Origin of the sequence: Edaphobacter lichenicola (genome assembly GCF_014201315.1) — a bacterium.
Classification (GTDB): Bacteria; Acidobacteriota; Terriglobia; order Terriglobales; family Acidobacteriaceae; genus Edaphobacter; species Edaphobacter lichenicola_B.
Map to the genome: position 1 here is coordinate 132,627 of NZ_JACHDY010000005.1, position 20,906 is coordinate 153,532.

A 20,906-nucleotide genomic window follows, 5' to 3' on the forward strand; every position below is an offset into this window, starting at 1 on the left:
TTTACTCCTAGTGTGGCTGGTGACAGATGTGTCTGCTCAGGCGGATGATGTTTGAGTGAGAGCTGGGATTTCCAGGCGCGCGTTATTGCAGGGGGGAGCCGCCGTAGCCGCGGGCGAAGCGCTGCACAGAGTGGGGTTCGCCGCGGTCGGTGCACAGCCGCTTGAAGAGGTGGGCTACGGTCAGGTGACGCTGACTAGTACGCCGCATCTAGCCCAGATCGAGAACGTACGTACTGTTCTGATGGGGCTTAGTGATGACAGTCTGCTGATGCCGTTCCGAAAGATGGTGGGACAGGATGCGCCGGGCGAAGATATCGGCGGGTGGTATCAGTACCGGGCGGACTACGACTACAAGAAAGAAGACGCGGGGCTGGCGCCGAGTGCAACGTTTGGACAGTGGGTCTCGGCCTTGTCGCGAATGCATGCGATCACGGGCGATCCGGCGCTGCGTGAGCGAGTAGTGCATCTGAACCATCTTTACTCACAGACGATTGCAACCGAATATTTCGCGAAGAATAGATTTCCGGCCTACTGCTTCGACAAGCTGGTCTGCGGCTTGATGGATGCTCATAGGCTGGCCGGCGACGAGGACGCTCTCGCGATTCTTGAGCGCACACGCAAGGCCGCACTACCTGAGCTGCCGGGGCACGCAGTGGATCGCGAAGTGACCTGGCGGACGAGGAAGGATGTTTCCTGGACCTGGGACGAGAGCTATACGCTTCCGGAGAATTTGTATCTCGTATCGGCACAGATGGGAGCCGAGGGAGGCGAATATCGTGAGATGGCGAAGCGCTATATGGATGACGCGACCTACTTCGACCCTCTCGCGCGCGGAGAGAACGTGCTCGGCGGCAAGCACGCATACAGCTACGTGAATGCGTTGTGTTCGGCCATGCAGGCTTATATGGTTGGAGGAAGCGAAAAACATCTGCGCGCCGCGAAGAATGGCTTCGATATGCTTCTTGCTCAGAGCTTTGCGACTGGCGGGTGGGGACCGGATGAGATGTTGCAGGCGCCGGGTTCGGGCAAGGTCTTTGAGAGTCTCGCGACGAGCCATAACAGCTTCGAGACTCCCTGTGGATCGTATGCGCACATGAAGCTGACCCGTTATCTGTTGCGATGCACACGCGAAGGACGCTACGGCGACAGTATGGAACGGGTGATGTACAACACCGTCCTCGGAGCGATGCCGCTACAACAGGATGGGCAGGCATTCTACTATTCGGACTATCACTCACGTCCTTCGTCCGGCGACGTCGCTGGCTCATCGAATAAACAGGGATCTGGCGGGGAGAGAGTTTATTCGGTCCACCGATGGCCCTGCTGTTCGGGTACACTGCCGCAGGTTGTCGCAGACTACTGGATCAACGGTTACTTTCATGAGCCCGGAGCAGTGTGGGTGAATCTCTATCTTCCTTCTACTCTGCGGTGGGCCGAGGGTGAAGCAAAAATAGAGATGGAGCAGGAAGGAACTTACCCGGAGTCGCCGGAGATTCGCCTGCGGATGAAGACCTCGCAACCGGCCTTGTTTGGGCTGAAGCTGCGAATTCCGGCATGGGCGGATGCAGCCTCACTAGAAGTAAATGGAAGCCCTGTTCCGATGACGGTCAGGTCGGGCTTTGCGACGGTTCAACGCAGATGGCGAACGGGTGACACGGTGAAGCTGCAACTGCCGATGAAGCCACGAATCGAGATACTGGATGAGGTGCATCCGGAGACTGTAGCAGTAATGTTTGGACCGAGAGTATTGTTTGCACTGGCCTCTGAGCTGGTGATAACAAGCAAGGCGCATGTGCTCGCAATACAACAGTCCGCGCGTGATGAGTGGACGATCCAAAGTGCCAACGCCCCGGTAAAGATGGTTCCGTTTACTTCGGTCGGTAGCCGCGCCTATTCGACGTATCTCAATATGCCTGGTTGACCCGGCGGTAAAGTAAAAACTCAAATACGGCAGCCGAAAATTAACAGCGGAAAGGGCGTTGGCTGCATCTTAATCCGCATGGAATATAGACAGCTTGGTAAATCGGGTTTGAAGGTGCCGGAGCTCTGCTTCGGTGCGGGTACGTTTGGCACTGCCAACGAGTTTTTCAAAGCTTGGTCTGAGACGACGCAGGAGGAAGCCAATCGGATCGTTGACATCTGTATGGATGCGGGGATGAACCTGTTCGATACGGCAGATGTATACTCCGATGGCGAGAGCGAGAAGGCACTGGGCAAGGCGTTGGCCAAGCACAATCGCGACGATGTGATGATCTCGACCAAGGCGACCTTTCGGCTTGGCAAGGGGCCGAACGATGTAGGCTCGTCGCGCTACCATCTGATTCAGTCAGCGGAGCGCTCGCTGAAGCGGCTCGGCACTGACTACATCGACATCTATCATCTGCACGCGTTCGATGCGACCTCGCCGGTGGAGGAGACGCTGCGTGCGCTCGATGACTTGGTGGGCCAAGGCAAGGTTCGCTACATCGCCTGCTCCAATTTTTCGGGATGGCATCTGATGAAGTCCTTGAGCGTAAGCGAGCGCTATGGCTGGTCGCGTTATGTTGGCCATCAGGTGTACTACTCGCTGGTTGGACGCGACTACGAGTGGGAGCTGATGCCACTAGCCGCCGATCAGGGTGTGGGCGCGCTGGTATGGTCTCCGCTGGGTTGGGGACGGTTGACCGGCAGGATCCGCCGCGAGACCGGCATCCCAAAGGACAGTCGTCTGAACTCAAACATCGTGAACGATGCGGGGCCGCAGGTTCCTGAGGAGTATCTCTACACGGTGGTCGATGCCATCGACGAGATCGCAAAGGAGACCGGCAAGACCGTGCCGCAGATCGCGCTGAACTGGCTGCTGCGCAGGCCTACGGTTTCAACTTTGATCGTCGGAGCAAGAAACGAGGAGCAGTTAAAGCAGAACCTCGGAGCCATCGGCTGGGAGCTCACCAAAGAGCAGGTGGCCAAGCTCGATAAGGCGAGCGAGTTGCCAAAGACTTATCCGTACTGGCACCAGGTTCAGTTCCATGAGCGGAACCCGTTCCCGGTTTAGACACGTCAATACTTCGCTCCACCAGTGAGATCGTTCCAATAAAAAGAGAGAGCCTCTGGCGCGTTGCCGGAGGCTCCCTTGAACTGCATTGCGGTTGTATCTGCGATTAGAACTTCATCAGAAACGCAAAGGTAACGCGGTTCTCGCTGTTGCGAAGATCCGGGCTCCAACCTGAGACGAGAGAACCCGCCGCGCCGGTGTTGCCTCCGGGCGGAGTGACGCCACCGGGTCCGGCGAAGTAGGGGACGTTCGCCGCACGGTGGTTGTACTCCAGCCGATAGGTGAAGTACTGGCTCGGCATGTAGTCGGCTGTCACGGAGGCGTCCCACGCTTTGAACGGATCACCCGGGTTCTCGGTGAAGTAGGGTGTTCCTGAAGCCGCAGTAGCTCCATTGATCGGCGGGAGAAGGACGAGGTAGCGGCCAGGGTTGTTGATGCGTCCTCCGCCAAGGGTCAGGCCAAAAATGTCATGGTCAAACCAGAGGCGATTGTAGGCCATGAAGCCGAGAAAGCTCTGTTTTGGCCCAGTCTTCCCGTTGCCAAAGCAGCTTACGCCGCCTCCGCTCTCGCAGCCTGCATCGCCGGTCAAAGTTGCGGCGGCCTTACTGACGAAGGAGTTGGGCCGCTCGTAGTACTTGTACTGAACACTATCGTCGGTGTGGTAGCGGGTACGTGACCCTACGCCCAGCGCATCCTCTCCATAGCCGTACTGATTTCCGACGATCGACCAATTTCCGTTTGGCCGATAAAGGATCGATCCGCCCAGCCCGGGCCGATTGTTGAACCGGCCGTAGGACTGCCAGCCGTTGATGAACCAGGGTTCGATCTTCAGCTTGGCAGTGGGAAACCATTGCACGCGCACACCATTGAAGAACCAGGGCGTGTTGGACGACACGTAGGACGGCTGATAGGCCCAGTTATCGAACTGGTAAAACGAGAACAGGCCGATGTAGGAGAGGAAGATGCCCGCATCTACGTTCAGGCCGTGTTGCACGTTGAAGTGATAGCCGGCGTTGGCCTCACCTACATAACGATAGGCGTTGGCAAGGTCCCACTGACCGCGCGAGGGGCTGGCATCATTGCGCGGCGTGGCCGTGGCGTAAAGACCGATCTGGCTCAAAACGCGGGCGCGCACGTTGTTATAGTGGAAGTCGCCGCCGATGCCAAGGTCCGTCAGAGCAACCTCGCTGGAACGAAACACTTCGCTCGACCCGACGATCGTGTCGTCCTGCGGATGGCGGAAGTCGTAGGTGTAACTCACGTCCGAACGTATATCCGGCGTAAAGAACTTGGTGGCATACGGCGTGTCCTTGGTCCGTGGGTTGCCGGTGAGCCAGGTGAAGTCGGCAAAGGCGAACGGCTCTGAGTGCGGGCTGGCTGGGTCGGTGACCTCCGGCTCCGTTTCACTCAGATCGGCCGCGGCAACTGAGGCCTTCGCCGTCGTGGTGTGATGGGTCTCCGGAGCGGAGGAGCTAGCCTGTTTGAGCTCCATCAATTGCTTCTGGATCTCCTCGAGCTTGTCCTGCAGTTGCTGAATCTTTTGATCCTGAGCTGTCTGATGCTCCGGTGTGGCCTGAGTATTTTCTACGGCCGTCTGCAGATTCGGCTCTGTCGTCTGAGCCCGGAGATCGCTTGTACAAAGAGCCATCCCCGCTGCAAAGGTGAATGCAGCGAGACCGAATCGCTGGCCGCATGACGTTATCCTGTTTTTCACTGACGCTCTCCATTCCTTACAGCCGCTGTGGCTGGTAGAAAGGAGCTGCCAGGCCGCAGGACGCTGATATTCAGAGCCTAACGAGACGGCTATAACGAGTTCGTCAAGAAGGCATAATGAATTCGTAAAGGACTGCTCGCCTACGGAGTTGCAATCCAATCAGGCCGCATCAGTCTGATACACGACCTATTGGTGCAATACTGCGATTCCTGATAACGCAAAGATGGTGCGCTTCGCCGAGAGGAATGTCAATGTGGAGCGTCTGCTTCGGATGAGAGAGGCTGTCGGCGTTGGCTTCGAGGGGGAAATGAACGCGGTCTTGGGAGGTGGGTTTGCGGGGGCGGTTCCCTCGAAGGTGCGATTTCGTGCATACAATCTTGCGATCAGCCTTTACCGGGGCTGCTAGCCGCGGCTCTCGACGGAGAGCGAGCCGCCGGTTCTGAGGGCGTAGAGTTATCCCGGGCTAGGAATCGGCAATTTGTAACTTGCACAGGTCTAATGGCCGGCGGATGGGCTCGCGTGTTTAGGCGGCCGCGGGATGAAAAAGAGCAGAGGCAGCATGCAGGCGCAGAAGACTGCCATGTACTGGATGATGTCGAGATAGGCGAGCATCCCTGCCTGACGGTGCAGCTCGTTGTAGAGATAAGCCTGGGCGGTGTGGGAGCCGGTGCCTGTCATGGGGTTGCCACTGGTATGGCCGCCGAACATTCCTTTCAGCTTTGCCACACGGTCCATGAAGGAAGCATTGCCCGTCGTAAGATTGCGGACCATGTTCGTCTCATGGTTTGCCGTGCGGCGTATCAGCATGGTGGCGACGAACGCCGTTCCCACAGAGCCGCCGATATTTCGCGCCAGATTCGTCAGGCCGGACACATCATTGTTCTCCGACTGCTTCACGCCGATATAAGCGATCGTGTTGATCGGAATGAACAGGAAGGCGAGTCCCGATGCCTGGAAACAACGCACGAAGACCAGATAGCCATAGCTGACTCCAAGGTTCAGCGTATGCATCGTGATGAGTGACAGCGTCAGCATAACGAAGCCATAGCCAATCAATTTGCGCGGATCGACCTTGCCCACCAGAACGCCGACGATCGGCATCATGCACATCATCATCAGGCCGGCGGGCGATAGGACAAGCCCGGCCAGTTCGGCGGTGTAGCCTAGCAGTGTCTGGACGAACTGCGGGATCAGGATCGTCGTTCCATAGAGTGAGAAGCCCAGCACGAACATCAGCAGAAAACTGATGGCGAAGTTGCGGCGTTTGAAGAGCGTGAGATTGAGGATCGGGCGATGGCCTTCGCGCAGTTGTTTGAGCTCCCACCAGATCATCGCGATGAACGCAATGACCATGGTCACCGCGAAGAAGGTGATGAGGTGAGAGGAGAACCAGTCATCCTCCTGGCCCTTGTCGAGAATGAACTCGAGCGAGCCGAAGGTGAGACCCAGCAGGCCGAAGCCAAGAAAGTCGAGCTTGATGCCGCCCTTCTGCGAGAGCTCGACCTGCTTCTTCACATAAGGCGGATCTTCGACGATGCGCGAGGTAAGGAACAGCGAGATCAGGCAGATGGGGACGTTGAGAAAGAAGATCCAGCGCCAGTCGAAGTTGTCCGTGATGTAGCCGCCCAGTGTGGGCCCGATCGCAGGCGCGCAGACGACAGCGAGGCCATACATCGCAAAGGCCTGCCCGCGCTTCTCGGGAGGAAAGGTGTCGGCAAGAATCGCCTGTTCCGACGGCGCGAGACCGCCGCCGCCAACGCCCTGAAGGATGCGACAGAAGATCAGAATTGGAAGCGAAGGAGCAAAGCCGCAGAGAGCCGAGCTGATGCCGAACAGCGCGACGCAGATCATGTAGAACTTCTTGCGCCCGATGAACGTCGTCATATAAGCGCCGGCGGGCAGGATGATGGCGTTCGCGACCAGATACGCGGTCAATACCCACGTGGCCTCGTCCTGCGTAGCGCCCAGACCGCCGGCGATGTGCGGCAGCGCGACGTTGGCGATCGATGAGTCAAGCACCTCCATGAACGTCGCCAGGGTCACCGTCATGGCAATGATCCACGGGTTGATCCGCGGACGCCAGAGGCGTTCGACAGCTGGGTGGTGCTCGGGACTACTCGCTTCAGAGAGCTGGGCCTCGGGGAGGTCGACTACTGTAGCTGCCATGTGTGGAGATTAGATTGTATCGACCAGGCCGGGATTCAGAGAGTTTCGGACAAAATGCTGAGCGGGAGCCGTTTTAAAGCTGTGTCCTGCCGGACGGGCCTCCTACGCGGAGGGCGGTCACTTCGTGACTTGTATACCGCTTCACTTGGCGCTCCCGTTGGTCGCGAGGCAAATGGGGTGCACTGCCACGGACAAGACTGACCGCACAAACGCCCGCTTGAAAATATCTCGCGCTGACCGCTGCCGGTATTATGCTTGCTGGTTTTAGAGCGATCGAATAATTGACGCCGCTATGCTCTCTACTGGAACCGTCTTGCGCTGCGGAGCGTCCCGCGCCGGATCGTAGTAGAGCAGGCGCCCACAGCTCTCGCAGGTCATCATGGTCTCGTCGTTGCCTCGGTCGCGAAGGTCATTCCAGCGCTGCGGCCGAACCATCATCTGACAGGCCATACACTTCTGATTGAGTGCCTCGGCTACGGCCGTTCCCTTCGCCTTTGCGATGCGGTCGTAGGTGGAGAGCGCGGCCTCGCCGATCTCAGCACGCACGGCGATGCGCTTCTCCTCAACCGCAGCCAGCAGTGTCTTATCCGCGGCGATGGTGTCGGTCGCTCGGACTCGCTCGCCCTCCAACGTGGTGGTCGCGTCGGTGACGGCATCGTCCGCGAGTTTTTTCTGCGACTCCAACCCCTCGCTGCGCTCCATGCTCTCGATCTCGGCGTCTTCGAGCTTGCTGATCTCTGCCTGCGCAAAGGCAATCTCGTGCTCGAACGCGGTCACCTGCACGGTCGTCGTGGCGAGGTCCATGTGTTTGCGCGTGCGGTCGATCTTGGCCCTCTGATCCTTCACGTCGGACTCCTGCCGTCGCCGCAGCGCCTCCTCTTTGGCGATCAGGTCGACGATGACTGCGCGCTGACCCTGGAACGCCTTCGCCTTGGCTTCCAGCGCCGCCACGTGTTTCGGCAAAGCCACCATCTCATCGCGAAGCCGTTTGGCCTCGACGTCGTGCGCCTGCAATACGATCAGCTTTTCAAGATCCGGATGCATTTGACGTCTCTCTTTCCACTCACTTCGATCGCTGAAAAAACTCAACTACAGCGGAAAACTCGAAGTCTAGCACTGCTCTCGCTAGTTGTTAAGTATGCGCCCTACTGCTTGTAGACGTTGATGTAATACAAATCGGTCGCCACGTCGAACTGATCTTTGGTGAGCGGCGTCTTCATGGTCTGCCACTCGGTGGTGGGATGGATCATCTCCCAGTGTTCCTTCAAGCCTACGCGCACCGGCATGGCGAAGTCTTTTTCGTCGGCCTGCCAGCGGTATTGGACCGTGCCTGCGGGCTCGTCAAACTTCAGCTCCAGCGTGGGGATCGCGGTGTGGCGCAGATACTGATCGAAGACCGGCGTCAGGTTCATGCCGGTCTGCTGGTTGAAGTATTGCTCGACATCTTCGATCATGATGTTCTGATATTGGAAGTGCTGATAGAAGTCGTGGATCAGTGCGAACCAGCGGGCGTCGTCATCCACAATGCTGCGCAAGGTGTTGATAAAGAGCGCGCCCTTGAAGTACTGGTCCTGCGGGGGCTCGGCGTTGGTGCCACGTGCGGTGATGATCGGCCGGTCGTTCTTCACCTTTTTCTTCAGCGCGTTGACGTACTTCACCTCGTCCTCGTGGCCGTAGTTGTACTCGACGTAGAGACACTCGAGGTAAGTGGTCCAGCCCTCGTGGATCCACATATCGGACTTGTCGGCCGCTGTGATGGCGTTGCCGAACCACTCATGGCCGCTCTCGTGAATGATGATGAAGTCGAAGCGCGGGCTGATGCCGACGCCTGTCCAGTCGCGGTCCAGATAGCCGTTGTGAAAGTGGTTGCCGTAGGCGACGGCGCTCTGGTGCTCCATGCCCGCGTACGGAACCTCTATGAGTTTGTACCCGTCCTTCTTGAACGGGTACTCGCCGAAGTAGTGGTAGTACGTCTTCATCATGCCAGGCACCTGCGCGAACTGGCGCTTCGCTCCTTCGAGATCCTCGGGCAGAACGTAGTAGTCGAGGGGGAGGTCGCCGAACTTGTCGTCGAAGTGGACGTAGTTGCCGATGTTCAGCGCCACGTCGTAGTTGTTGATGGGGTAGTGCACCTTCCAGTCCCAGCGCGTGTAGCCGTCGCCGAGATCCTTCTTCCCCATAAACTTTCCATTCGAAACATCCATCAGGCCGTTCGGAACGGCGACGTTGATCTCCATTCCTTCCTGCGGCTCGTCGCGCCACTGATCTTTGTTGGGCCACCAGACGCTCGCGCCGGTCTCTTCGCAGGCGGTGTTGATCCAGGGATGCCCGACGGTGTCCTGCTTGAAGGTGAAGCAGCCGAAACGGCCTGTCTCCACAGGGCTTCCCGAGTAGCGGACGTCGATCGAGTAGGTGTGGCTGTTGCGCAGCGTCCTGGGGAAGTCGACGAAGAAGGTCCCGCCGTCTCGCTCATACTTCAACGTGGTCTTGCCCATGGATATCTTGTCGATCTGCAACGTAGCAAAGAGTTCAAGCTGGATGCGCGTGCCATCGGCAACCATCTTGAAGCGGATGGTGTTCGTGCCGCTGATGAACTTTTTTTCAGGATCGACGCGCAGGTCGAGTCGATAGAAGAGGAGATCGTTGTTGGCGCGATAAGGCCCGTAGGCTCCGCGCAGAAGGTCGGCGTGGGTGGGTTCTTTGTGCGTTGGTTCGTTGATCGCAGGCGTCGTCGTTGCGTTGGCAGCAGGCTGTGACGTCTGGGCGAAGAGCGGCGAGAGACTTGAGGACACCAGGAAAAGCCTGAGGAGCCGGTTGCGGAGGACGATCGTGAGCATTGACTTTAGCCTATCGCGATTTCCGCGCGCGCGAAGCAACCAAAGAACGGGACACGAAGGGCACGCGTCCGCTTTTTTGGACACCTGCGCGGACACCTGCTAAAACAAAGACTGGAATGGCACTCTCCCGAATTTGTATCGACATGGACGAGGTGATGGCGGATGCGCTCGGCGAGCATCTACTGCGCTACAACCAGCACTTCGGCGAGAACGTCACCCTCAAAGACCTGCAAGGTAAGTGGTTGTGGGACGTCGTCTCAACAGACCGTCACGCCATACTCGACGCCTATCTGCGGTCCGACGACTTCTTCGAGGTGCTGGCCGTGATGCCGGAGTCGCAGCGTGTCCTCGAGCGGCTGCACGGCAGCTACGAGGTCTTTATCGCCACCGCCGCGATGGAGGTGCCCACCTCTTTCCAGGCGAAGTACCGCTGGCTGGCGAAGCACTTCCCGTTCATCCCCGCATCCAACATCGTCTACTGTGGCGACAAAAGCATCCTCCGCGCAGACTATCTGATAGACGACAACCCGCGGCAGCTGCGGCGCTTCATGGGCGAAGGCATCCTCTACAGCTCACCCCACAACGCCGGGGTCACCGGCTACAAGCGTGTCAATGACTGGCTCGACGTGGAGAAGTTGTTTTTGAGCTGACCGCGAAGCTGTTTCTAAGCTAACCTCGAAGCCGCTTCCTCACGCGTACAGACTCGACTCAAAGCGCTGCAACGCGGCATCCGACCAGGCATGGCTCGACTTACGCCACGTATCGCCCTGCTCCGACATGAAGTTCGGAAAGTCCATGCGGCAGTATCCGCAGCGTGCCTGAAAATCATAGAGTGCCTGCGCGGTTCCATCGAGATAGAGCACGGCCTGCAGGCCATCGCGCGACCACTCCACCGAGGCGATGCGTTGCGGCTCAGGGCGGTTGAGCTCGGCGTCGCTCTTAGCCAGCGCGGCCACGTTGTAGATCAGCATCGCGTCCATAATGCTGTGTTCATGCACCTCCTGCGAGCGATCGCAGGCATAAAAGTATCCAGCGACACCTTCGTCTTCAAAGACCACGGTCCACGGAACGACGGGCGAGTTGACTGAGAGAAAGGCACGGCCAGGGGTAAAAGAAAGCGACTGCATATCTCTCACGATACACTCGATGAGGCGGCTGCCGAACCCCTCCGGCGGTGCAGGTCACGCGGCAAAGTGCACGCCAGTTGCACCCGGACAGCCGGATGCGAGATCAGACTCAAGGAAAGATAAAGGCCGGCATACCTCAGAATGGGAATGAAGCTCCCCCGCATCAAGTTCGGACGACCGCAGCAGTTGGCTGCGCTGCTCTTGCTCGTCTTTCTCGCCGAGTGCCTCTGGGTCGTCAGCCGGCAGCAGCTCTCCCAGCAGGACTACCGCTACGCCGAGTGCGGCCGCGAGATGTGGGAGCGCCCCTCGCCGCTCGCCGGCTACTTCACCACCTGCGGCAATCTCAACGGCGACGGCACCTTTGCGTATCGCGTAGCCGGCTTTCCCCTTACCGTGCAGCGGCTGGTGATGCTCGGCGCGGATAAGCTTCGCAAGCCGGAGAACCGGCTCTATGCGCAGGGCTCGCTGAACGGCTCGACGTGGGAGGCGCGGCACGAGCTCTTCAGCGTCAAATATCTTCTGCATCTGCCCTTCCTCTTCTTCGCCATCTGGCTTGGCGGCGGCCTGTGGTGGGTCTCGCGCAGGCTCTTCGGCAACGAAGGCGGATTCTTCGCGCTCGGGCTCTACTGCTTCTGTCCCGCCATCGTCCGATCCGCCGTAACACCCAACAACGAAGTCCTGGCGATGTGGGGACTCTACGGGCTCGTCTACACCGCAATTGGGGTCGCTCATGCCATGCATGGTCCACGGCGGAAATGGCGACCGCGAATCGCACTGCTCACCCTCGCCCTCGGACTCACCGCCGCCGCGCATCTGCTGGCGGCGATCATCGGCTTTGTCATGGCGGTCGTGTGGATGATGTATCTCGCCGAGCGCCGGCGCAGCTACGTCATGCAGATCCTCGTCTTCGCAGCCGTCGGCGCACTAGCGATTCTCTTCGCGTTCTATGCCTTCCGCCTCGCGCCGTTCAGCTACATCTTCACCGGCGGCGGAGCGCGTCTCTGGTTTGCGCTTGATGGAGCAAAACGCTTCTTCCTGAGCCCAGCGAATGCACCCATCATCGTGGCCACGCTCGTGGCGCTCCTGCTCTACGTCTCCGCCCGGCGCTGCCGCTACTTTGGCAATACCGCGCCGCTGGTCATGGTTCTGCTGCTCTTTCCGCTGGTCACCACGCAGACGGTATCGCAACCCTGGCTGTGGGCGCTGCCATTTCTCTTCACCTTCGTCGGCGGAGTCTTCGCGGACGTGCTGGAGATGCGCCAGCGCAAGATGTTTCTCGCGCTCTCCGGTGCAATCCTTTTCATGCAGGCGATTCTCTGCCTCTCGCTGCTGCCCGAGATCGCGCGTTAGAAACTGGTCCTGCCGGACGGACCCCCTACGCGTGGGGCGGGCGTTCGCACGCCTTTTTAGAGCTTCGCGTGGTCCTCCCGTTGGTCGGAATGATCATCCTTCGCGACCAACGGGAGCGCCAACCGAAGGGGTATACCCATCACGAAGTGATCGCCCCGCGCGCAGCGGGCCCGTCCGGCAGGACCCGGCAGTTGCGAAGCCGAACTGTATCCGCATCGCGGAATTGTCGGGAGATACGGCATAATGGGTCCGCACCCTCATAATTTGCTGCGCCCTGAAGGATGGTCTAGTCCGCAATGATGAAAGTCTCTCTCCGCACTGCCTGCACCGCATCTGCCCTTACCGTTCTGCTGCTGGTGGGCGGATGCCACCGTCACCGCAAGTCGAAGTCGCAGCCCAACACGACGGCGTACGCGGACAAGCTGCACGAGATGGTCGAGAAAAAAGTTCTGCCGCCCGAGAAGGTCGACACCACCAAAGTTCCCAATCTGCGCTGGCCGAACTTCTCCGACTACCAATCCATCGTGGCCACCTTCTACGACGACCGCAACTACGAGGTCGCATGGACACGCGACGGAGCACCCACCGACTCGGCGAAGAGCTTCATCCAGGCCTTCCAGGGCGCCGCATCGAAGGGCCTGATCCCCGAGGACTACGACGCGCCTCGCTGGGCCGATCGCGTTCAGGCCCTCAACAGCAAATCTGAAGACGCCATCTCGCTCTTCGACGTCGCGATGACGGTCAACGTAATGCGCTACATCTCCGATCTGCGCATAGGCCGCGTCAATCCATCGCACTTCAACTTCGAGATCCCCGTACAGGACAAGAAGTATGACCTCGCCGAGTTCGTCTCCGACAACGCCGTAGACGCCACCGACGTGCCGAAGCTCATCGCAGGTGTCGAACCCAACTCCGAAGAATATCGCCAGACCGAAGCTGCCCTGGCGCACTACATGGACCTTGCAAAGCAGCAGGCGCAGTCAAACGAAGACCCGCTTCCAACAGTGGCCAAGGCCGTTTCGGTAGGCGGCACCTATCCGGCAGCGAGCGCTCTGGTGATGCGGCTTCGACTTGAGGGTGACCTGCCAGCGCCAGGCGACCCCGTACCACCCTTGCCCATGACGTTCGACTCCACCCTCTCGGACGCCGTCAAGCACTACCAGCATCGCCACGGCCTCACCGAAGACGGCAAACTAACTGCGCAAACCATCAAGTCCCTCAACGTCCCCATGGACCTCCGCGTAGCCCAGCTGCAGGACTCTCTCGAACGCTGGCGCTGGCTCCCCGAGCCCTATCTGCACGCCCGCCTGATGGTGAATCTGCCGGAGTTCGTCTTGCGCGGCTTCGACCCCGACCACAAGCTCGACTTCACCATGCGCGTCGTCGTCGGCAAAGTGATGGGCCAGCACGAAACCCCTGTCTTCACGCACATGATGAAGTACCTCGTCTTCCGTCCCTACTGGAGCGTTCCGGTCGACATCGCCCGCAAGGAGCTGGTGCCGCACATCGAGTCCAATCGCGGCTACCTCGCCAGCAAGAACTTCGAGGTCACCAACAACAAGGGCGTCATCCAAACCGACTACACCGCCCACCAGGTAGCCCAGGGCGCCGTGATGGTCCGCGAAAAGCCCGGCCCCAAGAACTCGCTCGGCCTGGTCAAGTTCATCTTTCCCAACCAGTACGACATCTATCTCCACTCCACGCCGGCCATCTCGCTGTTCGAGCAGACCCGCCGCGACTTCAGCCACGGCTGCATCCGCGTCCAGAAGCCCGCCGACCTCGCCGCCTGGGTTCTCCAGGGTCAGGGCGACTGGGATCTCGACAAGGTGAACGAGGCGATGAACAGCGGCCCGGACAACAAGACCGTCAGCCTCAAGACGCCTCTCCCGATCGTCATCTTCTATCTCACCGCCATCGTCGAAGACGACAACGAAGTCCACTTCTTCGACGACATCTACAACTACGACACCGAGATGCAGAAGGTCTTTTCGAAGGGGCCGCCGTACCCGGTCAAACCCGAACCCATCGTGCCCAAAACCAAGGAGGGCGAGACGGTCTAGCACCAAGGTTATGAGATAAGTTTTGAATTTAAAGCCGAAACTACAACTGACTTGGCTTGGATTCAGTGAGGTTAAAAATGAAGAACTGTGTTTATCTCTTGTGGTTTCATACAAAGGATGATGTGGACGAGGATAACGGTATGTTGATCGGGGTTTATGCAACTGAAAAGGATGCAGAATCAGCTATTGAGCGTTTGAGTAACAAAGCTGGGTTTAGCGAGTTTACGAAAGGCTTCCAGATCCATTTGCGTGAATTAGGAGAGGACAGCTGGACCGAGGGATTCATCGTCGATTAGTGGATGTGAGGTCTCTATTCATTGCCCCGTGTAAACTGCTGTCCTCGAAAACAGGGAGACAAAGCATGCCCGCTGCAAACTTCAACCCCAGGGTAGACATGTACGTCGCGAAGTCGAAGCCCTTTGCGCAGCCAATCCTCGAGCATCTACGCAGTCTCATCCACAAAGCCTGTCCCAACGTCGAAGAGACCATCAAATGGAGCATGCCCTTCTTCGAGTATGGCGGCGTCAACCTCGGCAACATGGCGGCATTCAAAGAGCACTGCAGCTTCGGCTTCTGGGGCAAAGAGATCGCCGCGGTCCTGCACGAGGCAGGCATCGTCCAGCGTGGTGGCATGGGCACCCTCGGCCGCATCACCACCGTCAAGGACCTGCCCTCCGACAAACAGATGCTCTCCTTCATCCGCCAGGCCACCGGCTTCATCGACCGTGGCGAGTACACCAGCCCCATGGCAGGCAGAAACAAACTGGTAAAGCATTCGAAGGCCGCGGTCGAAGCCCCCGAGGAGCTCGCCGCCGCCCTGAAGAAGAACAAGAAAGCCGCCGCAGTCTTCGCAGCCTTCAGCCCCAGCTGCAAGCGCGAGTACACCGAGTGGATCGCCGACGCCAAGCGCCCTGAGACTCGCGAAAAACGCGTCGCAACTGCAATCGAATGGATCGCCGAGGGCAAGCAGCGCAACTGGAAGTATCAGAACTGCTAGCGTCCCGATACGGTCTGTTCTTCTGCCTCTAACCCCACGAACGCACCGTGGGTTATCTCCTCCATTAAGTTTTCAGTATGCATCCTTCCACGAAGCTATAGACTTGCAGCGATGTCTTCCCTACCCAGGCCAGCAATCATCAACGAAGATCGAGTGCATCCCAGAAGCTCACCCCTCGACGCCGCCCTCTTCCGGCGAAGGCTGATGAGCTGGTACCGCACCCACGCACGCGAGCTCCCCTGGCGTCACGTCAGCGATCCTTACCGCACCTGGCTCTCCGAGGTCATGCTGCAGCAGACGCGCGTCGCCGCCGTCGTCGAACACTACCAGAGCTTTCTCCGACGCTTCCCCACCATCCTCGCTCTCGCGCTCGCGCCCGAGGCTGAAGTTCTCGCCCTGTGGTCGGGCCTTGGCTACTACCGCCGGGCGCGTATGCTGCACAAGGCTGCGAAGTTCCTCATCGAAGAGCGTGGCGGCATCCTGCCCGGCACCGCCGCGGAGCTGCGCACGCTTCCCGGCGTCGGCGAGTACACCAGCGCCGCGATCGCTAGCATTGCCTTTGGAGAGAGCGTTGCCGTAGTTGACGGCAACGTGGAGCGCGTCCTGTTGCGCCTCACCGGAAGGCCGGAGCAGAGAGACGCCGCCGGCCGGGCCTTCGTCCAGCAACAGGCCACTGCCCTTATGCCGAACCGGCGCATCGGCGAAAAGACCAACGCCGCCGGCGATCACAACCAGGCCATGATGGAGCTCGGCGCAACCATCTGTCTGCCCAAGGCTCCGCTCTGCCTGCATTGCCCTGTCTATGCGATGTGCAAGACCCGCGGCGAGCACCTCACACCGCCTCGCGTCGCGCAGCTTAGCCGTCCCGCCGCGTATCTGCTCAGCCTGCGAAAGCGCGGCACCCTCACCGAAGTTCTCCTCGAACTCCGCGCCGAAGACGCCAGCCTGATGCCGAATATGTACGAGCTGCCGCCGCTCCCGCAGGATGCAGTCCAGGGCCGCGAACCTCTGCTGCGCCTGCGCCACGCCATCACCAACACGAACTACTATGTGCAGGTCTACGCCGCCAGTGGACCGCAGGACCGCGGCCTGCGCCGTTCCGTTCCCGCCGCAAAGGGCGATCTGCACTGGGTCCCGACCAGCAGGCTGAACTCCAGGCCGCTCACTGGGCTGGCTCGCAAAGTGCTTCAGCGCCTCGACGTCATGAAGGTCAACCTTCCCAAGCTACCGGCAGTAACGAAGCTACCAGCGGCAAAGCCGATCTCGCAGGCCCGCTGAGAGACCCTGCTCACAAAGCCTGGCCGCACCACGCCTTCCGAGCCAATGCCACCGCGAGCCCCTAGTGCATCTGTGGAGACGCCTTCTTGGCGGCAGCAGCCTGCGGCAGCATCGAGCCCGGAAGACCGCGAACCTTGCCATTGGCTCCATTCGCTGCCCGCGCTCCACTCCCAAGTTGCATCAGCAGCGGATGCTGCAGTGTCACGATCACAGCCGTCGCCGCTGTCTTGCCCGTGCACATGTAGCTGTGGGTCGTGTTCGCGTCGAAGTAGACCGCATCCCCTGCTTCCACGTGGTGAACCGTCTCGCCATGCCGGACCGCGAGCGTGCCCGAGAGCACGTAGAGAAACTCGCAGCCAACGTGCTGGTGCGCGCGCGGCGAACGGCCCTCTTTCTCCGGCAGAAACTCCGCGAAGTAAGGGTCAAGCTGGCGGTCGGGAACCAAATATCCCAGGCTCTCGAAGAAGTAGGCGGGGTCGTCGGCGCCGGTCTGCGGCAGGCGCACCCGCTCGTCGCGGCGATGCACCCGGAACAGCGTCTGCGGCTCCGGATCGAAGAAGTAGCTCAGGTCTTTCGAGAACACCATCGCAATGCGCGCCAGGTTACGCAGCGTCGGCACTACGCGCCCGGTCTCCAGCTGCGACAGAAAGCTGGCGGACAGTCCTGTGTGGCGACCCAGCTCGACCAGGCCCATCGACTTCTTCAGCCGCAGGTGCTTGATGCGCTCCCCAATGCGTTTTTCGGCGATGAACGACTCGGCTGCCTCTCCATCGATCTGAAGAGAGCGAACGCCCTGAAGGGAGCGAACGCCTAACGACGGGTTTGCCTCGCCGCCTGGAATCAGACTGTCAGTTAGAGCGGGAATCTCAGCGGGGGGCAGAAGGGGGGAGGAGATAGTTTTGCTCATAGATTTTATTCGCTACGCCAACAGACGTTGATACCCAGTCAAAAGATGTACGGATGGCCTCATTTCTTGGATTGGATGCAGGTTTTTAATCTGCACACGGCGCTCTTCGGAAAAAGATCTTCCGCGAAGTGCCAGTCCCAGCCCCCACGCTCTCCGACGCTCCGGTCTATCGGACTCGACGCTCTAGCCTATGACCTATGATGGTCACAGACCAATGAAGTCTCTGCTCATCCCCAGCCGTTCGCAGACTCGGCGATGGCTCCCCCTCGCAGCCGCCGCGCTGCCGATCGTCTTCGCCCTGGGTTGCGCCAGTCCCGGCCCGCCCCATGCCCCCTCCCTCAATCTGCCCGAGGTCGTAAAGGACCTCACCGCCGAAAGAGTCGGCGACAGCGTCACACTTCATTGGACGACCCCCGAGAAGACCACCGATCACCTTGCAATCAAAGGCATAATCACCGCGGAGATCTGCCGCGCCACTCTCCCAGCCCCCACTTCCACTCCTGCCTGCACGGTGGTGAAGCATCTGCCGGTAAAAAGTGGACCGAGCCAGGCCGACGAGGCCCTTCCCCCCGCGCTGACGGCGGATCCGGCCTCGCTCCTCGCCTACAAGGTCCAACTCTTCAACGCCCACAACCGCTCCGCAGGCTCTTCCTCCGAGGCCTTCGCCGCCGCCGGCGCTGCCCCGCCGCCAGTCGAGCAGCTCCGGGCGACGTCCGTCCGGGAGGGCATTCAGCTCGAGTGGCAGCAGCCGAAAGGAGTCTCCCCAGGCAACTCGCAGGTACAGCTGGACCGCCATCTGGTCGCGTCCACCACCACCACTCCAACTCCCGCCCCAGCTAATTCAGCCTCCTCCACCGCACCGAAGCCTGCACTGCGAAGCAAATCCAGAAAGGCCTCGCCTCCCTCCGCCTTCGCCTCCGCCAAGCCTCAGGCGACACTATCAACCTCGCCGAAGACCCCGGACGACGTGAAGCTGGAGACTCCAAAACAAGCAGCAGACGCAGGCGGCACCATCGACCAGACCACCCAGAAGGGCGGTAGCTACCGCTACACGGCCAGGCGCATTCGCACGCTATCCCTCGCCGGCCACGCGCTCGAAGTTCGCAGCGAGGTCTCCGCCCCCATCACCATCACCATGCTCGACACCTTCCCCCCCGCCATCCCCACCGGCCTCGAAGCCGTACCCGGAGGAGCCACCGCATCCGACCGATCCATCGATCTTTCATGGACCCCCAACACAGATGCCGATCTCGCCGGGTATAGTGTGTATCGACAGGAAGTTACCCCGACAGGCCAAGTTGCGGGACCAGCAACGCGCCTGAACCCATCCCCGATCGTCGGTCCTGCCTACCGCGATCAAACCGCCATCCCAGGGCATCGCTACGCCTATCGCGTCACAGCGGTCGATGCCACAGGAAACGAGAGCGCTCCAAGCGCCGACGTGCAGGAAACATTAAGGGAGCAATAAAAAAACACATGCGTTACTGTAAGTATCTGTCGTCTGAAAACGGCACCTTTCTCCCACGTTATGCCCTGGTAGAGAAGCGAAACGGCATCCTCTGGGCCACGCTTCCCATGCAAGCACCGCAGGAAGACCTCAACACCCGCATCCTCGGCGGCGTCCCCATCCCCACCCTCGCGGTCGACTTCGAACCCACCCCGCTCGACGACCTGCATCTCCTGCCTCCCGTCACGCCCTCGAAGATCCTCTGCGTAGGCCGCAACTACCGCGACCACGCCGCCGAGCTAGGTAACGAAGTCCCCAAAGAGCCGCTCCTCTTCCTCAAGCCGCCCTCCTCGCTGCTCGGCCCCAAAGGCACCATCCGCATGCCCGCCATCTCCAACCGCGTTGATTACGAAGGAGAACTAGGCATCGTCATCGGCCGCCGCTGCTACCGGATCGGCCCCGACGAAGACGTCCGCCCCTACATTCGCGGCTACGTCTGCGTCAACGACATCACCGCCCGCGACATCCAGAAGTCCGACGGTCAGTGGACCCGCGCCAAGGGCTTCGACACCTTCTGCCCCGTCGGTCCCATCGTCTCGGACGAGATCGACCCCGTCGGATTCGCCGACAAAGCCCCGTCCCCGGTCACCATCACCACCCGGCTCAACGGCGTCGTCAAGCAGCAGGGCAGCACCCGCGACCTCATCTTCCCCATCGCCGACCTGCTCCGCTACATCACCGCCACCATGACCCTCGAGCCCGGCGATCTCATTCCCACAGGAACTCCCGCAGGAGTAGGAGCCGTTCAGCCCGGTGACCGCATCCAAGTTGAAATAGACAGCTTGGGTGTCCTCGAAAATCAATTTGCCGCCGGTTAACACCCACCGAGCATCCTAGAGACAACGCAATTCCTGAGAGCTTGATAAAATCTGTACAACAGCCAAGGAGAAAGATTATGGCATCGTTACTCGAACAGCTTCGCGGATACACTACCGTCGTCTCCGATAGCGGAGACTTCAACGCCATCCAGCAGTTCCGCCCACAGGATGCGACCACGAACCCATCTCTGATCGCCGCAGCCGCCGAGAAATCTGAATACCAGGCCGTCGTCGACGATGTGCTCAAAGCAGTACGCAAAGAAGCAGGCCCCAACGCCTCGGACAAAGAAGTCGCCGCAGCCTCCTTCCGACCTCTCGAAGTCGCCTTCGGTCTCAAGATCCTCAACATAGTCCCCGGCCGCGTCTCCACCGAGGTTGACGCCCGCCTCTCCTACGACACCAAAAAGTCCATCGACGAGGCCCACGCCATCATCGCTCTCTATGACAAGGCCGGCATCTCGCGCGACCGCGTTCTCATCAAGCTTGCCTCCACCTGGGAGGGGATCCGTGCCGCTGAGATTCTCGAGAAGGAGGGCATCCACTGCAACATGACGCTGCTCTTCGGTCTTCACCAGGCCATCGCTGCGGCCGAAGCCAAGGCTACCCTCATCTCGCCCTTCGTCGGACGCATTCTCGACTGGTACAAGAAAGACACCGGCAAGGACTACGCTCCTGCCGATGACCCCGGCGTTCATTCCGTCACCACCGTCTACAACTACTACAAGAAATTCGGCTACAAGACTGTCGTCATGGGCGCGAGCTTCCGCAATATCGGTGAGATTACTGAGCTCGCCGGTTGCGACCTTCTCACCATCGCACCGAAGCTGCTTGACGAGCTTGAAAAAGCCCAGGGCTCGCTGCCTCGCAAGCTCGATCCCGCCAAAGCACAGAGCTTGGACATCAAGAAGATCCCCATGGACAAAGCCACCTTCGACAAGATGCATGCCGAAGATCGCATGGCCACTGACAAGCTGAAGGAAGGCATCGACGGCTTCTCCAAGGCCATTGTCGATCTCGAAGTGATCCTCGAAAAACGCCTCAGCGAGATCAGCGAACCAGCCGCAGCAACCCGCTAATCCTCAACCGATTCAACGTTTTTCCTCTCGGCGGC

The 20,906-nt window shown here is 59.8% G+C and carries 17 protein-coding genes; 11 read left to right on the plus strand and 6 right to left on the minus strand.

Annotated elements, in window-relative coordinates:
• Positions 1 to 55: 55 nt before the first annotated feature.
• On the plus strand, positions 56 to 1,921 hold the full coding sequence (locus tag HDF09_RS15955) for a beta-L-arabinofuranosidase domain-containing protein (protein WP_183768129.1): 1,866 nt from the start codon (positions 56 to 58) through the stop codon (positions 1,919 to 1,921).
• 78 nt (positions 1,922 to 1,999) lie between these two features.
• On the plus strand, positions 2,000 to 3,034 hold the full coding sequence (locus HDF09_RS15960; RefSeq protein WP_183768131.1) for an aldo/keto reductase: 1,035 nt from the start codon (positions 2,000 to 2,002) through the stop codon (positions 3,032 to 3,034).
• A gap of 106 nt (positions 3,035 to 3,140) precedes the next feature.
• On the opposite strand, the gene HDF09_RS15965 is transcribed toward HDF09_RS15960, so the two are convergent.
• The 4 genes from HDF09_RS15965 to HDF09_RS15980 form a co-directional block, all read right to left on the minus strand.
• Complete coding sequence (locus HDF09_RS15965) at positions 3,141 to 4,682, minus strand: outer membrane beta-barrel protein (protein WP_183768132.1); 1,542 nt, start codon at positions 4,680 to 4,682, stop codon at positions 3,141 to 3,143.
• A gap of 561 nt (positions 4,683 to 5,243) precedes the next feature.
• Entirely contained in the window at positions 5,244 to 6,914 is a 1,671-nt protein-coding gene (locus HDF09_RS15970) for a DHA2 family efflux MFS transporter permease subunit (RefSeq protein ID WP_183768134.1), read from the minus strand.
• A gap of 264 nt (positions 6,915 to 7,178) precedes the next feature.
• Entirely contained in the window at positions 7,179 to 7,958 is a 780-nt protein-coding gene (locus HDF09_RS15975) for a zinc ribbon domain-containing protein (RefSeq protein WP_183768136.1), read from the minus strand.
• A gap of 101 nt (positions 7,959 to 8,059) precedes the next feature.
• A complete protein-coding gene (locus tag HDF09_RS15980) occupies positions 8,060 to 9,751 on the minus strand; it encodes a M1 family metallopeptidase (RefSeq protein WP_183768138.1) in 1,692 nt (563 codons plus the stop codon).
• Positions 9,752 to 9,867: 116 nt separating this feature from the next.
• Between HDF09_RS15980 and HDF09_RS15985 the strand changes: the two genes are divergently transcribed.
• On the plus strand, positions 9,868 to 10,401 hold the full coding sequence (locus HDF09_RS15985) for a 5' nucleotidase, NT5C type (RefSeq protein WP_260181376.1): 534 nt from the start codon (positions 9,868 to 9,870) through the stop codon (positions 10,399 to 10,401).
• A 39-nt stretch (positions 10,402 to 10,440) separates the two neighbouring features.
• Here HDF09_RS15985 and HDF09_RS15990 read toward each other — a convergent pair whose 3' ends face one another.
• Positions 10,441 to 10,878, minus strand: coding sequence for a DUF2251 domain-containing protein (locus tag HDF09_RS15990; RefSeq protein WP_183768140.1), 438 nt, complete (start codon positions 10,876 to 10,878; stop codon positions 10,441 to 10,443).
• Between the two features lie 147 nt (positions 10,879 to 11,025).
• Here HDF09_RS15990 and HDF09_RS15995 point away from each other — a divergent pair, with 147 nt between their 5' ends.
• The 5 genes from HDF09_RS15995 (at position 11,026) to HDF09_RS16015 (ending at position 16,563) form a co-directional block, all read left to right on the plus strand.
• Positions 11,026 to 12,228 (plus strand): hypothetical protein, encoded by a 1,203-nt coding sequence (locus HDF09_RS15995; RefSeq protein WP_183768142.1) that lies wholly within the window; start codon positions 11,026 to 11,028, stop codon positions 12,226 to 12,228.
• A 296-nt stretch (positions 12,229 to 12,524) separates the two neighbouring features.
• Complete coding sequence (locus HDF09_RS16000; RefSeq protein ID WP_183768144.1) at positions 12,525 to 14,288, plus strand: L,D-transpeptidase family protein; 1,764 nt, start codon at positions 12,525 to 12,527, stop codon at positions 14,286 to 14,288.
• Between the two features lie 77 nt (positions 14,289 to 14,365).
• Entirely contained in the window at positions 14,366 to 14,584 is a 219-nt protein-coding gene (locus HDF09_RS16005) for a DUF7336 domain-containing protein (RefSeq protein ID WP_183768146.1), read from the plus strand.
• Between the two features lie 65 nt (positions 14,585 to 14,649).
• Positions 14,650 to 15,285, plus strand: a complete 636-nt coding sequence (locus tag HDF09_RS16010) for a YdeI/OmpD-associated family protein (RefSeq protein WP_183768148.1) — start codon at positions 14,650 to 14,652, stop codon at positions 15,283 to 15,285.
• Positions 15,286 to 15,438: 153 nt separating this feature from the next.
• The gene (locus tag HDF09_RS16015; protein WP_311719728.1) at positions 15,439 to 16,563 is read left to right on the plus strand and encodes an A/G-specific adenine glycosylase; all 1,125 of its coding nucleotides are present in this window, start codon (positions 15,439 to 15,441) and stop codon (positions 16,561 to 16,563) included.
• 61 nt (positions 16,564 to 16,624) lie between these two features.
• Here the strand turns inward: HDF09_RS16015 and HDF09_RS16020 are convergent, their stop codons facing one another.
• Positions 16,625 to 17,470 (minus strand): helix-turn-helix domain-containing protein, encoded by an 846-nt coding sequence (locus HDF09_RS16020; protein ID WP_183768152.1) that lies wholly within the window; start codon positions 17,468 to 17,470, stop codon positions 16,625 to 16,627.
• 214 nt (positions 17,471 to 17,684) lie between these two features.
• Here HDF09_RS16020 and HDF09_RS16025 point away from each other — a divergent pair, with 214 nt between their 5' ends.
• The 3 genes from HDF09_RS16025 to HDF09_RS16035 all read left to right on the plus strand — a co-directional run bounded on the left by HDF09_RS16025 (position 17,685) and on the right by HDF09_RS16035 (position 20,871).
• A complete protein-coding gene (locus HDF09_RS16025) occupies positions 17,685 to 18,938 on the plus strand; it encodes a fibronectin type III domain-containing protein (RefSeq protein WP_183768154.1) in 1,254 nt (417 codons plus the stop codon).
• An 8-nt stretch (positions 18,939 to 18,946) separates the two neighbouring features.
• Positions 18,947 to 19,795, plus strand: coding sequence for a fumarylacetoacetate hydrolase family protein (locus HDF09_RS16030; RefSeq protein ID WP_260181378.1), 849 nt, complete (start codon positions 18,947 to 18,949; stop codon positions 19,793 to 19,795).
• Positions 19,796 to 19,872: 77 nt separating this feature from the next.
• Complete coding sequence (locus HDF09_RS16035; protein ID WP_183768156.1) at positions 19,873 to 20,871, plus strand: transaldolase; 999 nt, start codon at positions 19,873 to 19,875, stop codon at positions 20,869 to 20,871.
• Positions 20,872 to 20,906: the final 35 nt, after the last annotated feature.